Genomic DNA, 12,729 nt, shown 5'->3' on the forward strand with positions numbered 1-12,729 from the left:
TCGTGATCGCCTGTGGCGGACCTCGTCGTCCCGGTAGCACCAAGCGTGCGTCACCCCCGGCGGCGCGTCTATTTACGGATCGTTCACGGCACCGTTCACGGTTCCTGCACAGTGCCTACCCTCGGTGCTATGGACCTGTCTCTGGCCCGGCTGCGAATGTTGCACGAGCTACACCAACGCGGCACGATCACGGCCGCGGCGGCTGCTCTGCACTACACCGCGTCGGCGGTTTCCCAACAGCTCGCACAGCTCGAACGCGACGCGGGCACCCGGCTGTTCGAACGACGTGGGCGCCGCGTGCAGCTCACCGACCTCGGGATCGTGCTCGCCGAGCACGCCGAGGAAATCCTGGCCGCGGTCGAGCGCGCGACCCAGGCGCTGGAGGAAGCGGGCGGATCGGTGACCGCGAAGATCACCGCCGGGGTGTGGGCGTCGGTGGCCTCCGGCCTGCTCCCCGACGCGCTCACCACCCTCGCCGCCTCGCATCCGGGCATTCTGGTGCGCACCACCGAGCTCGCGCCGGAGTCGACGGCCGCGGCCGTCCGTGACGGCACGCTCGATCTGTCCTTCGTTCTGGACTACTCGAACTATCCGATGACCTGGGACCGTGGCCTGGAGCGAGCGGTCATCGGCGTCGAACGGATCCACGCGGCCGTCCCCGCCGGTGCGGTGCCCGCGGCCAGCGTGACGCTGGCCGAGCTGTCCGAACATCCGTGGATCATCGCGCCCGCCCGGTCACACTTCGGGCACGCGGCGCGGCTGGCGTTCCAGTCCGCCGGGCTGCGGCCGCGCATCGACCACGAGTTGGAGGAGCAGGCGACCGCGATGTCGATGGTCGCGGCCGGACTCGGCGTCACGCTGGTATCGGACCTGGGTTTGGCGTTGCGTCCACCCGGGGTGGACATCGTCGCGCTCAGTGACGCCCTCACCCGGACGGTGTCGCTGGCCTACCGCACCAACTCGGCGGGCCGAGCCGCGCTGCTCCTGGTGGTGGACGCGATCCGGACCGCCGCGGCCAAGAAGGGACTCGCCGCCGAGATCCGCACCGCGCCCACGGTGCGTCGAGCCTCAGATGCTGCCGGTGCTCAGGAAGCCGAGTAGGTCGTGGCGGGTGATGACGCCGACGGGCTTGCCGTCTTCGACGACCATCAGGGCGTCGGAGTCCGACAGCGCCTTGGTGGCGGTGGAGAGGGGTTCGCCGGAGCCGATCAGCGGGAACGACGGGCTCATGTGCTGGGCCACCGAGTCGGTGAGGTTGGCGCGGCCTTCGAAGACGGCGGAGAGCAGGTCGCGTTCGGTGACGCTGCCCGCGACCTCGCCCGCCATGACCGGCGGCTCGGCGCCGACGACGGGCATCTGTGACACGCCGTATTCGCGCAGGATCTCGATGGCGTCGCGCAGGGTTTCCGACGGGTGGGTGTGCACCAGGTCGGGCAGGGCGCCGGACTTGCCGCGCAGCACGTCGCCGACCAGCGGTTCGGGGCCCGCTTCCAGCGGAGTCTGGAGGAAGCCGTAGGAACTCATCCACTTGTCGTTGAAGATCTTCGACAGGTAACCGCGGCCACCGTCGGGCAGCAGCACGACCACCACCGCGTCGGGATCGCGGCGGGCGACCTCGATCGCGGCGACCACGGCCATACCGCAGGAACCGCCGACCAGCAGGCCTTCCTCGCGAGCCAGACGCCGGGTCATCTCGAAGGAATCCGCGTCGGAGACGGCGATGATCTCGTCGGGGATCGACGCGTCGTACGCCGAGGGCCAGAAGTCCTCGCCGACACCCTCGACCAGATACGGGCGACCGGTGCCGCCGGAGTACACCGAGCCTTCCGGATCGGCGCCGATGATCTTGACCTTGCCGCCGGAGACTTCCTTGAGGTAGCGGCCGGTGCCGGAGATGGTGCCGCCGGTGCCGACGCCCGCGACGAAGTGGGTGACCTTGCCCTCGGTGTCGGCCCAGATCTCGGGACCGGTGGTCTCGTAGTGGCTGTCGGGACCGCCCGGGTTCGAGTACTGGTTGGGCTTCCAGGCGCCCTCGATCTCCCGGACCAGGCGATCGGAGACGTTGTAATAGCTGTCGGGGTGCTCCGGCGGCACGGCGGTCGGGCAGACCACGACCTCGGCGCCGTAGGCACGCAACACGTTGCGCTTGTCCTCGCTGACCTTGTCCGGGCAGACGAACACACACTTGTACCCGCGCTGCTGGGCGACCAACGCCAGGCCGACACCGGTGTTACCGGAGGTCGGCTCGACGATCGTGCCACCCGGCTTCAGCAGTCCGTCCTGCTCGGCGGCGTCGATCATCTTGACCGCGATCCGGTCCTTGGAGCTGCCGCCCGGGTTCAGGTATTCGACCTTCGCGGCCACCAGACCCGCGTTGGGGCCGACCACCGAGTTCAGCCGAACAAGGGGGGTGTTACCGATGAGGTCGACCACATGATCCGCGATGCGCATTCCTCCATCGTTGCAGAACCTCTGATTTCGCGAGTACATGGGTAACTCGTCGGGTACTGGCGAACCCGCGTCGTAGAATTTTCGGATGTGAGCGCACCTCGAATCAGCTGGCGGACCGCGGTCGTGACCGGAGCGACGACGGTGCTCGCCGGATCGAGCGCCGGGACGGTCTCCTGGGCGACCTATCGTTTGCTGATGACGCAGGCGGGTGCGGCGCGCGCGGTGATCGGCCGCGACACCTCCAAACCGCCCGAGGCCGACGGCGTGTACGCGCCGGGCGCCACCCGTCCCGAGCCGTGGCGCAAGAACACGCCGGTCGACCTGCACCTGATGATCTTCGGCGACTCCACCGCGGCGGGGCTCGGTTGTCTCGGTGCCGCCGATGTGCCGGGAGTGCGGTTGGCCCGCGGTCTGGCCGAGGCCACCGGCCTGCGAATCCGGTTGAGTACCAAAGCGATCTCCGGCGCCACCTCGAAGGGCCTGGCCGGACAGGTCGACGCGATGTTCGTCGCGGGCCCACCGCCGGACGCGGCGGTGATCCTGGTCGGCGCCAACGACATCACCAAGAAGCACTCCATCCGGGCCTCGGCGCGCAGGCTCGCGGCTGCGGTGTCGCGGCTGCGCGAAGCGGACGCGCTGGTGGTGGTCGGCACCTGCCCGAACCTGGGCACCGTCACCGCGATTCAGCAGCCGCTGCGCACGATCGTCGCGAACTGGAGTGTGCGGCTGGCCAAGGCGCAGACGGTGGCGACCACGATCGCGGGCGGTATCGCGGTGCCGATGGGCTCACCGCTGGTCGCGTCGGAGTTCCGCGCCTCGCCTGAAATCCTGTTCGCCACCGACGGATTCCACCCCTCCGCGGCAGGCTACGAATTGGCCGCCGCGCAGCTGCTGCCCGTGTTGATCGCACAGGTGCGCGACCGCCCTGCTCTTCCCGTGGGGCAGCTGGAGACGTAGATTCGAGAATGACCGGCATGTAAACAGCCGTTCACGTCGAACAATGCGAAAAGGAGTCCTCATGCCCGAGGCCGTCATCGTCAGCACCGCCCGTTCCCCGATCGGCCGTGCCGTCAAGGGGTCATTGGCGGGAATGCGCCCGGACGACCTGACCACGCAGATGGTTCGTGCAGCGCTGGCCAAGGTGCCTTCGCTGGATCCGACGCAGATCGACGACATCATCCTGGGCACCGGCTCCCCCGCCGGCGAGGGTGGCTTCGGTATGGGCCGCATGATCGCCATCGAGCTCGGCCTCGATGTCGTCCCCGGCACCACCGTGCAGCGCTACTGTGCGTCGTCGGTGCAGACCACCCGGATGGCCTTCCACGCGATCAAGGCAGGCGAGGGTGATGTGTTCATCTCCGCGGGCGTGGAGACCGTCTCGCGCTACGCCCGTGGCTCGGCCGACAGCTCGCCCGACACCAGGAACCCCATTTTCGACGAGGCCGTTGCCCGCACCGCCAAGGCCGCCGAAGGTGGCGCCGGTGTCTGGCACGACCCGCGTCAGGACGGCCTGCTCCCCGACGCCTACATCGCGATGGGCCAGACCGCCGAGAACGTGGCGTCGCTGACCGGCATCTCACGCGAAGACCAGGACCGCTGGGGCGTGCGCTCGCAGAACCGTGCCGAAGAGGCCATCAAGGCCGGGTTCTTCGAGCGCGAGATCACCCCGGTGACCCTGCCCGACGGCACGATCGTGAGCAAGGACGACGGCCCGCGCGCCGGCGTCACCTACGAGGCGGTCAGCCAGCTCAAGCCGGTGTTCCGTCCCGACGGCACCATCACCGCCGGTAACTGCTGCGCGCTCAACGACGGCGCCGCGGCGCTGGTCATCATGAGCGACACCAAGGCCAAGGAACTGGGTCTGACCCCGCTTGCCCGCATCGTCTCCACCGGCGTCTCCGGCCTGTCGCCCGAGATCATGGGCCTCGGCCCGGTCGAGGCCGTCAAGCGCGCGCTGGCGATCGCAGGCAAGTCGGTCTCCGACATCGACCTGTTCGAGATCAACGAGGCCTTCGCCGTGCAGGTCCTCGGCTCGGCGCGTGAGCTGAAGATCGACGAGGACAAGCTCAACGTCTCCGGCGGCGCGATCGCGCTCGGCCACCCGTTCGGCATGACCGGTGCCCGCATCACCACCACCCTGCTGAACAACCTGCAGACCTACGACAAGCAGTTCGGCGTGGAGACCATGTGCGTCGGCGGCGGCCAGGGCATGGCGCTGGTCCTCGAGCGCCTCAGCTGAGATGAGATAGACCGAAAAAAGCGGCCCACCTCATCGAGGTGGGCCGCTTTTTCGTGCTCGGATCAGTCGCGCTGGAAGTAGCTCAGCAGGCGAAGGATCTCGACGTAGAGCCAGACCAGGGTGATGGTGAGGCCGAGGGCCACGCCCCACGCGGCCTTTTCGGGGGCCTGGGCGCGGATCAGCTGGTCGGCGGCGTCGAAGTCCAGCAGGAAGCTGAACGCGGCGATGGCGATGCAGACCAGGCTGAACACGATCGCCAGCGCGCCGCCGTCGCGCAGGCCGAAGCCGCCGTCGGTGAAGAAGCTCGCGATCAGGTTGCCGACCATCAGCACCAGCACGCCGACCATCGCGCCGATCAGCATGCGAGTGAAGCGCGGGGTAACGCGGATAGCGCCGGTCTTGTAGACGACGAGCATGCCGAAGAACACGCCGAACGTGCCGAGCACCGCCTGGCCGATCAGGGCGCTACCGCCCACCCCGCCGAAGGTGACGTCGGTGAACATCAGGGACAGCGCGCCGAGGAACAGGCCCTCGAAGGCCGCGTAGGACAGCACGATGGCTGGGTTGTCCATCTTGCGACCGAAGGTCGCGATCAGGACGAGCACCAGGCCGACGATCGCGCCGCCGATGACGAACAGCGGGGCCAGCGACGGGTTCGCGCTCGACAGCGCGAAGGAGATGATCGCCGAGACGGTCAGCACCGCGAGGGTGATGCCGGTCTTGGTGACCACGTCGTCGATGGTCATCGCGCGGGTGGCAGGGGCCTGCTGGAATTGCTGGCCGTACTGCTGCCCGTATTCGCCGTATTGCTGGTTACCGAGCTGGCCCGCGCCGGCTACGCCCGAACCGAAGTTCGCGTAACCGCCGACACCTTCCTGGCGGGGAAGGTTCTTGAACACCGGATTCGATGAGGTACGCACCGTGCGCCTTTCCTGGAGTTACGAGTCGCTGCAGAAGCTCCAACTGCCCTGTTCAACGCGTCACGATCGGACAAAGTTCCCAGCGATCAGGTCGATGACCACACCGCTGACCCGTTCGGACAAATCGGACTCTACCGCTTTCGGGTCGTCCTATCGTTGTACGTCGCGCAGACCACGAACGGACCGCGTGACCGTGAACTTCTGGTTCCGGCCGATCACATCGGTGCGACCCACCATCCGCTCCACCACGCCGCGATAGTTCAAGTGCGAGTTGTACACCGTCCACAACTCACCGCCCGGCCGCAGCACCCGCCCGGTCTCGACGAACATCTTGATCGCCGAACCGGTGTGCACGGCCGCCCCGACGTGGAACGGCGGATTGCACAGCACCAGGTCGGCGCTGTTGTCGGCGGCCGAGGACATGGCGTCGTCGCGCACCACCGTCACCCGGTCGGCGACACCGTTGGCAACAGCTGTAGCCCTGGCCGAGGCGACGGCGGCGGCGGACTGGTCGGTGCCGACCACCCGGATGTGCGGCCGCGATTTCGCCAGCGCGACCGCGAGAATGCCGGTGCCACAACCGAGGTCGACGGCGTCGCGCGCGTCGGGCTTCATCCGGTCCATGTGTTCGAGCAGGAAGCGGGTACCGATGTCGAGGCGCGAGCCGGAGAACGCCGCGCCGAACGCGACGACATCGCCGTCGATCTCGATGACGTGCTCGCGAACGGGGAACCGGGATTCGCCCATCGGCAGCGGCTCGCCGACCACGAGCACACGCGACTTCTGCCTGCCCCGGCCCGCACGGACCCGCGCGAAGGATTCGGCGAGTACCTCGTTCATCGCGGGAGTGAGGTATTTGTCGCGACCGCCCGCGAACACCACCACATCGTCGGCGGCGTAGCGGGCGATGGCCTCGGCGATCTCGGCGACGCCCGACAGCATCCGCGGCAACCGCATCAGGATCACGCGCGCGCCGGCGAGCAGGTCGGCGTCGAGGGCGTGGGTGGTGTAGCGATCGGTGAGCCCGAGGGTCTTGGCGTTGGCCGCCAGCGCCGATTCGCCGGTGATCAGGTCCTGGTGGACGCGAATACCGGCGAGTCCGTGCTGCGCGGCGAGACCGAGCGTGAGCGCGCCGTAGGCGTCACCGATCACCGCAACATCACCGCTACCCGCGGCCGCGAGGGCGTCGGCTGCCGTGTCGAGGATCAGTCGGTCGGCGGCATCGACGGCATAGAGGTTCGGCGCCTCCACATCCGGATACCGGCGTAGTCGGTCGAATACGTCGTCAACACTGTCCACCCGGCAAGTGTGCTAGATCGTTGCCCCACCGTCACATCCGGGCCCGCTATCGGCTGTAGCGGCGACTCGCGACGGGTCTTCGTCGGATGTATTTCACTGAGCGGTAACGGGTTCCATCGATTTGCGACGCCCTTGCAGATCGCTCCGAATTCGCGGATCCACCGAATTCCATTCTTCCCCAATGCTTCGGACGCGATCGTCGACCGACTTCGCGCCGCAGCCGATCACCGCAGGTGGCGCTAACTACCGAACTGGTACGCGTTCAGCGGAAAACCCGGCTGCGACCTGCGGGCGCCAACCGGAACAGCTCCTATTCCGTGGCCATCAGCAAACTTTCCGTAGCCGAACACACCCCGTGCTCCTTCGCCCACGACGCCGCCGTCCCTGCGTAGCATCAGGCACATGCGCAACGCCCTCGTGTTCGTGCTGATCGCCGCGGCCGCGGTTTCGGTGTCCGGCTGCGGCACCGACGACGCACCGGCCGCGACTCCACCGACAACGACGAGCACCGCCAGCAGGTTCGCGGAGGCCACCGGCGAGGTGCCCACCGACGCGAGCCCGAAGTCCGGCGCGGCCTCCACCGATGCGGCGCTCACCGTCACCGATATCCGGCTCGGCCGCCAGCCCGGCTTCGACCGCGTGGTCTTCGCCCTCGGTGGCACCGGGGCTCCCGGGTGGCAGGTGTCCTACACCGATCAAGCGGTGCAGGACGGCAGCGGCAAGACCGTCGACGTGGCGGGCCGCGCGATTCTCGAGGTACGGATCCTCGGCTCCGCGTATCCGTTCGACTCGGTCGTCCCCCCGTTCGACGGGCCGGACCCGGTGACCGATCCGAGCACGCCCGCCATCACCGGGGTCTACAAGAAGCTGGTCTACGAAGGCGTCACGCAGTCGTTCATCGGCCTCGACGCCGATCAGCCGCCGTTCGCCGTGACAGCCCTGGCCGATCCCCCGCGCCTGGTCGTCGACATCGCCACCCAGTAGCCCTTACCCCTACCGGGTATCGCGATGACGATCGCTAGACTGGCTACTGTGATGGACCTGCATCCGCCCGCGCGCGCACCCGGCATTGCCAGGGCGCTCGCTGTGCTGATGCTGCTGGCCGGAATCGTCGCCATGCACTCCGCGGTCTTCGGCACCGCCCACGCGAGCGACAGTGCGCACGGCCCGGCTCCACAAGCACCGGTCCCCACCATGGCAGCGCCCGACCGCCACCTGTCCGCGGCTCCGACCGATGAGCACGCCACGATCCTCGCGACCGAGCACGCCGCTTTGCCCGAAGCATCGCCGATGATGCCCGTCGTCGCTCCGTCCGACCCGCACACGGGCTGCGGCGCGGCAGGCTGCCACGAGCACGCTGCCGTCCACGCCTGTGTTTTCGTCCTGGCCGCGCTCGCCATCGCACTGACCCTGGTCCTGCTCTACCGCCTCGGCGATGCCTCCGAGGCCACCCGGCACCCGTCGAGGGCCTGGCGCGGCCGACGGACGCGCCCACCACCATGGACCGTCCTCACCCTTTCCCAACTGGCGATTCTGCGGATCTGACAGGCGTGGCACCTGACGTGCCTCGCCAGTTTCGACACCTCACCCGAATCCCCAGGAGGATCACCATGTCCATCAGCCGTACCCATATCCTCGTCGCCGCGGCCGCCACCGTCTTGCTCGCGGCCGGTTGTAGCGACGACAGCACCGCCACCCACACCACCGAGCACTCCACCACCATCACGACCAGCGCTGCCGCGAGTACCGACTTCAACGATGCCGACGTCAGCTTCCTGCAGATGATGTACCCGCATCACGCGCAGGCCGTCGAGATGGCGAAGATGGTGCCGAGTCACACCCAGAACCAGCAGCTCATCGCGCTGGCCGCCCAGGTGGAGAAGGCGCAGGCGCCGGAGATGCAGCAGATCACCGACCTGCTCGTCGGCTTCGGCAAACCCGCCCCGAGCGCGACCGAAGGGCACGGCGGGCACGCCATGCCCGGCATGATGACCGACGCGCAGATGGGCAGTCTGCAAGCCGCGAACGGCGCCGATTTCGACCGGCAGTGGCTGGAGATGATGATCGCCCACCACGAGGGCGCGGTCAGGATGGCCCAGACCGAGCTGAACGTCGGCGTGAATCCGCCGTCGCGGCAGCTCGCGACGAAGATCATCGCCGATCAAGAGGCCGAGATCGCCACCATGCGCGGCATGCTCGCGCAGAATTGAGCGGGGGCGGCGCCGGACACGACACTCCGGCGCCGCATCTCGGTTCGTCATCGAAATCGCCACCGCGACCTGACGTCACCCGGAAGTAGCCAGTACGGTCGATATGTTCGGCTCCGGCCCAACCGGTGCCTGCAGTCTCGAGGCAGGAGAGAGAAATGCGAGTACTGGAACGGCTGGGGCTCGGAACCGCGCTCGCGGCCACCGCGACCGGAGTGATCTTCATCGGCGCCTGCTCCAAGCAGGTGCCGGGCACCGCCGAGGTCAACCAGAGCGAGCTCGCCTCGTATACCTCCGAGGTGGCGGCGTCGTCGGCGGCGGCCTCGTCGTCGAAGGCGGCGAAGATCGAGGCGGCCAACGACACGGCGTGCGACGGCCTGCGCTCGGCCAACAAGACCTCGGTCACCTCGTTCAACGCCTACATCGCGGCCTCCAACGATCAGGCGCCCGATGCCGATGCCAAGGCCACCGACGCGGTCACCACCCTGCGCAACAGCGCCAAAGACCTCGACCGCAAGATCACCGGGGACGTGATCGCCGATCTGTCCGTGCCGCTGCGCGACTACATCCAGAAGACCAACATCCTCGCCGACACCCTCGAACGCAGGGCGCCCACCGACGAACTCAACGGTGTGATCGACACTTTCAACACGTCCAAGGACACCGCGATCGGGGTGTGCACGCCGTACGGCAGCTGATCGCCTCGTAACAAGAACGTGATCGTTCACGATTCCCCTCCCGACACACCATCTGGAGGGGTACGTGCAGGGCTATTTGAAACACGTTGTGGCAGTATCGATTACCGCACTGACCCTGGTTTCGGGGGCATGGCTCCCCAGCCCGGCGACCGCCGACCCGGTCACCGCGAAGCGGTGTGAGGTCACCACCGGCCGCACTCCACAGTCCGCGACACCGGCCGAGGCCGCGCTCGACCCCGCCGTGCTGGCCACCGCCATGGCGCGAGCGACCGACGTCACCCGCTTCAATATCCAGCTGTTCCGCAACAACTGCCTGATCGCGACCGGCCCGCGCAACGCCGAATCCGGTGGGGTGGCGTGGAATCTGTGGAGCGGGACCAAGAGCGTCGTCGCGCTCGTCGCCGGCGCGGCCGTCGACGAGGGACTGCTGCGGATCGACGAGCCGATCGGCCGGTATCTGCCCCCTGGGCTCGGCGATGCCGGGCACCGTGAGATCACCGTGCGCAATCTGCTCACCGAGTCCTCCGGCATGGAAGTCGCCGTCGCCGCCGAGGGCGCGACGGGACTGGCCCAACTCGATCCCAATGTCGTCGCCCAAGCACTCGCGATGCCGATCGAACGCCCGCAGGGCACGATGTTCCGCTACAGCCAGCGCGCTGTCGACCTGCTGGTCTATGTGATCCAGCAGTCGGTGGGCGAGGACTTCCAGTCCTTCGCCCAGCGGAAGTTGTTCGACCCGTTGGGTATTGCCCGCAGCGACTACTACTGGGCCCGCGACCGCGCCGGAAACACCTACGGCCACGCGCATTTGATCCTGCCGCCGGACGACTTCGCGAAACTCGGTCTGCTCGTGGGTAATCGGGGCCGCTGGAATTCCCAGCAGGTGATCTCCGAGGACTACATGCGTGCGGCGGTATCACCGTCGCCGAGCATGCCCTGCTACGGCTTCCTGTTCGTGATCAACGGCGCACCGTGCCGCCTCGAGTTCCCCGGACTGCCCGACGACGCGGTGAAGATGTCGGGCATGCTGCGCAACGACAGCTTCATCGTGCCCAGCCTCGGCATGGTGCTGAATTGGACCGGCGTCGCGACGGTCGGCAGTTCGACCACCTACACCCACGACGTGCTGCGCACGCTCGTCTCCGCGTTCCGCGACCAGCAGGTTCCCGATCCCGGTCCGTATCGGGAGCGTCCCGATGTGAGCGTGACCGACCCGATGATCGCGCGGCCCGATGCCTTCTTCGGCACCCTCGGCGTCGGCCCGTACGCCTACCCCGGCTGCAACTTCCTCGACTGCCTCGGCGAGACTCCGAAGGCCCCGTTCGCGGATTCGCCACCGGGATGCGTCATCCTGGGATGCGTCGGCACCGACCCACGCACGCCGGGCATCCGCTGAGCCGGGCGTAGATCTCTGGGTTCCCGGGCGCCGGTCGCGTATTCTCGAATCAACCGGATAGGACCAGTAGGGACCGGTCGGCCTACCAGGAAAAAGGAGCCACTGGCGATGCCCGCACCGCTGCGCGACAGCGCAGTGCCCAAACACGAACAGCTGCGCGCGATTCTGCTCCAGAAGTGCACGCGCGAGCTGCAGCCGGGTGATCTGCTCACCAGCGAGCGCAATCTGATGCAGGACTACGGCGTCAGCCGGATCACCGTGCGCGAAGCGGTCGGTCAGCTGGTCAACGAAGGGTATCTGGTCAGGGTTCGCGGCAAGGGCACCTTCGTCGCGCACCGGCCCGTGCAATCGCGGCTGCACCTGGCCTCTTTCACCGAGGAGATGCGCGCGCTCGGCCACCATCCGACCACCCTGGTGCTCGTCGCCGAGGAAGCGATCGCGCCCGAGGCGACCGCGCGCGGGCTGCGCCTGCCCCAGGGCGCGCTCGCCTACCACGTGCGGCGATTGCGGCTGGCCGACGAGGATCCGGTCAGCGTCGACGACGCCTGGTTCAACCCCGAACTGGTCCCCGGTCTGATCTCACACGACCTCACCTCGTCGATCTACCGGACCACGGCCGATCGCTACGGCAGGCCGATCGAACGAGCCGTGCAGACGGTCGACGCCCAAGCCGCGGAGGGTGGTGTCGCGGCCCTGCTCGGCGTCAAGAAGGGCGCTCCCGTACTGCATTTCGACCGCGTGTCGTTCAGCGCGGAGGTACCGATCGAGCACACCCAGAGCTGGTACCGGGCCGACCGCTATCGCGTGCAGATGGAAGTGGGTCAGCGGCCGCAGTCGTAGCCGACCACGCCGATCCGGTGTGAAATCACCGTATTTCAGTTACCGTCTGGGTGCTATCACAGCGAAGCGCTCGGAGGTATCACCCATGTCCATCCGTCAATCCACCGCCGCCAGGGCAGGCCTGTTGGCCGTGCTCGCCGCGGGAACCCTGCTCGGCGCCGGCGGCACCGCCAACGCGGTCGGCAGCGCCGATTGGGACCTGCTCCCCTCCGGTTCGGTCGAGCTCGGCCCGCCCACCGGTAGTTCGATGGGCTCGGTCGACGTCGGCAGCGGCACCGGCTCGTTCGACGCCGACCTCGGCTCGAGCGCCCCGCGCCCGGTCTCGACGGGCTCGGCCGCGCTGCCGATCTTCGCCCGCTGATTCACCCGACTGCCGTGGCCGAACTGTTCGGCCACGGCAGTCGGTCTCTTGCGGCACAGCCTGTTTCGGATCGGGAAAACCGGGCAAACGGCCTATGTGGGTGCCCACCGGTATTCCACAGTCCCGACACCGAACAAGGTGAGCTCTGATGATTCTTCTCGGCGCAGTACTTCTCATAGCCGGACTCGTTTTCGGCATCCCCCTCCTCAACACGGTGGGAGTCATCCTCCTGGTGGTCGGCGTAGCGCTGGCATTGATCGGCAGCACAGGACGTGCAGTCGGCGGCCGACGACACTACTACTGACCATGCGCAGAATC

General features: G+C 67.9%; 14 protein-coding genes. 11 read left to right on the top strand and 3 right to left on the bottom strand.

What is annotated here, in order from left to right:
- The first annotated feature begins 129 nt into the window (after window positions 1-129).
- On the top strand, window positions 130-1,101 hold the full coding sequence (locus ASD42_RS11240) for a LysR family transcriptional regulator (protein ID WP_084787072.1): 972 nt from the start codon (window positions 130-132) through the stop codon (window positions 1,099-1,101).
- Here the strand turns inward: ASD42_RS11240 and ASD42_RS11245 are convergent.
- Complete coding sequence (locus tag ASD42_RS11245) at window positions 1,069-2,451, bottom strand: cystathionine beta-synthase (protein ID WP_056813716.1); 1,383 nt, start codon at window positions 2,449-2,451, stop codon at window positions 1,069-1,071. The two genes, ASD42_RS11240 and ASD42_RS11245, sit on opposite strands and share 33 nt — an antisense overlap.
- A gap of 87 nt (window positions 2,452-2,538) precedes the next feature.
- Between ASD42_RS11245 and ASD42_RS11250 the strand changes: the two genes are divergently transcribed.
- Window positions 2,539-3,408, top strand: a complete 870-nt coding sequence (locus ASD42_RS11250; protein WP_056813717.1) for an SGNH/GDSL hydrolase family protein — start codon at window positions 2,539-2,541, stop codon at window positions 3,406-3,408.
- Between the two features lie 61 nt (window positions 3,409-3,469).
- Window positions 3,470-4,690, top strand: a complete 1,221-nt coding sequence (locus tag ASD42_RS11255) for an acetyl-CoA C-acetyltransferase (RefSeq protein WP_056813720.1) — start codon at window positions 3,470-3,472, stop codon at window positions 4,688-4,690.
- Window positions 4,691-4,752: 62 nt separating this feature from the next.
- Here ASD42_RS11255 and ASD42_RS11260 read toward each other — a convergent pair whose 3' ends face one another.
- Window positions 4,753-5,610 (bottom strand): Bax inhibitor-1/YccA family protein, encoded by an 858-nt coding sequence (locus ASD42_RS11260; RefSeq protein ID WP_056813723.1) that lies wholly within the window; start codon window positions 5,608-5,610, stop codon window positions 4,753-4,755.
- Between the two features lie 150 nt (window positions 5,611-5,760).
- Window positions 5,761-6,909 (bottom strand): class I SAM-dependent methyltransferase, encoded by a 1,149-nt coding sequence (locus ASD42_RS11265; RefSeq protein WP_056813728.1) that lies wholly within the window; start codon window positions 6,907-6,909, stop codon window positions 5,761-5,763.
- Between the two features lie 402 nt (window positions 6,910-7,311).
- Here ASD42_RS11265 and ASD42_RS11270 point away from each other — a divergent pair, with 402 nt between their 5' ends.
- The 8 genes from ASD42_RS11270 (at window position 7,312) to ASD42_RS35230 (ending at window position 12,715) form a co-directional block, all read left to right on the top strand.
- Window positions 7,312-7,893 (top strand): AMIN-like domain-containing (lipo)protein, encoded by a 582-nt coding sequence (locus ASD42_RS11270; protein ID WP_056813730.1) that lies wholly within the window; start codon window positions 7,312-7,314, stop codon window positions 7,891-7,893.
- A gap of 48 nt (window positions 7,894-7,941) precedes the next feature.
- Window positions 7,942-8,454, top strand: a complete 513-nt coding sequence (locus ASD42_RS11275) for a DUF6153 family protein (protein ID WP_235569377.1) — start codon at window positions 7,942-7,944, stop codon at window positions 8,452-8,454.
- Between the two features lie 65 nt (window positions 8,455-8,519).
- Window positions 8,520-9,119 carry a DUF305 domain-containing protein gene (locus ASD42_RS11280; protein WP_084465801.1) on the top strand — a complete coding sequence of 200 codons (600 nt, stop codon included), beginning with the start codon at window positions 8,520-8,522 and terminating at the stop codon, window positions 9,117-9,119.
- A 155-nt stretch (window positions 9,120-9,274) separates the two neighbouring features.
- Window positions 9,275-9,814 (top strand): hypothetical protein, encoded by a 540-nt coding sequence (locus ASD42_RS11285; protein ID WP_056813735.1) that lies wholly within the window; start codon window positions 9,275-9,277, stop codon window positions 9,812-9,814.
- Window positions 9,815-9,902: 88 nt separating this feature from the next.
- Window positions 9,903-11,210 carry a serine hydrolase domain-containing protein gene (locus ASD42_RS11290; protein WP_056813736.1) on the top strand — a complete coding sequence of 436 codons (1,308 nt, stop codon included), beginning with the start codon at window positions 9,903-9,905 and terminating at the stop codon, window positions 11,208-11,210.
- A gap of 108 nt (window positions 11,211-11,318) precedes the next feature.
- A complete protein-coding gene (locus ASD42_RS11295; RefSeq protein ID WP_056813740.1) occupies window positions 11,319-12,050 on the top strand; it encodes a GntR family transcriptional regulator in 732 nt (243 codons plus the stop codon).
- A gap of 85 nt (window positions 12,051-12,135) precedes the next feature.
- Window positions 12,136-12,411 carry a hypothetical protein gene (locus ASD42_RS11300; RefSeq protein WP_056813742.1) on the top strand — a complete coding sequence of 92 codons (276 nt, stop codon included), beginning with the start codon at window positions 12,136-12,138 and terminating at the stop codon, window positions 12,409-12,411.
- A 148-nt stretch (window positions 12,412-12,559) separates the two neighbouring features.
- On the top strand, window positions 12,560-12,715 hold the full coding sequence (locus tag ASD42_RS35230; RefSeq protein WP_165610278.1) for a DUF6131 family protein: 156 nt from the start codon (window positions 12,560-12,562) through the stop codon (window positions 12,713-12,715).
- Window positions 12,716-12,729 lie beyond the last annotated feature (14 nt).

Origin of the sequence: Nocardia sp. Root136 (genome assembly GCF_001427185.1) — a bacterium.
Classification (GTDB): domain Bacteria; phylum Actinomycetota; class Actinomycetes; order Mycobacteriales; family Mycobacteriaceae; genus Nocardia; species Nocardia salmonicida.

Coding starts and splice junctions, on each gene's coding strand:
- ASD42_RS11240 (WP_084787072.1), top strand. CDS start 130: ATGGACCTGTCTCTGGCCCGGCTGCGAATGTTGCACGAGCTACACCAA.
- ASD42_RS11245 (WP_056813716.1), bottom strand. CDS start 2,451: ATGCGCATCGCGGATCATGTGGTCGACCTCATCGGTAACACCCCCCTT.
- ASD42_RS11255 (WP_056813720.1), top strand. CDS start 3,470: ATGCCCGAGGCCGTCATCGTCAGCACCGCCCGTTCCCCGATCGGCCGT.
- ASD42_RS11270 (WP_056813730.1), top strand. CDS start 7,312: ATGCGCAACGCCCTCGTGTTCGTGCTGATCGCCGCGGCCGCGGTTTCG.
- ASD42_RS11280 (WP_084465801.1), top strand. CDS start 8,520: ATGTCCATCAGCCGTACCCATATCCTCGTCGCCGCGGCCGCCACCGTC.
- ASD42_RS11285 (WP_056813735.1), top strand. CDS start 9,275: ATGCGAGTACTGGAACGGCTGGGGCTCGGAACCGCGCTCGCGGCCACC.
- ASD42_RS11295 (WP_056813740.1), top strand. CDS start 11,319: ATGCCCGCACCGCTGCGCGACAGCGCAGTGCCCAAACACGAACAGCTG.
- ASD42_RS11300 (WP_056813742.1), top strand. CDS start 12,136: ATGTCCATCCGTCAATCCACCGCCGCCAGGGCAGGCCTGTTGGCCGTG.
- ASD42_RS35230 (WP_165610278.1), top strand. CDS start 12,560: ATGATTCTTCTCGGCGCAGTACTTCTCATAGCCGGACTCGTTTTCGGC.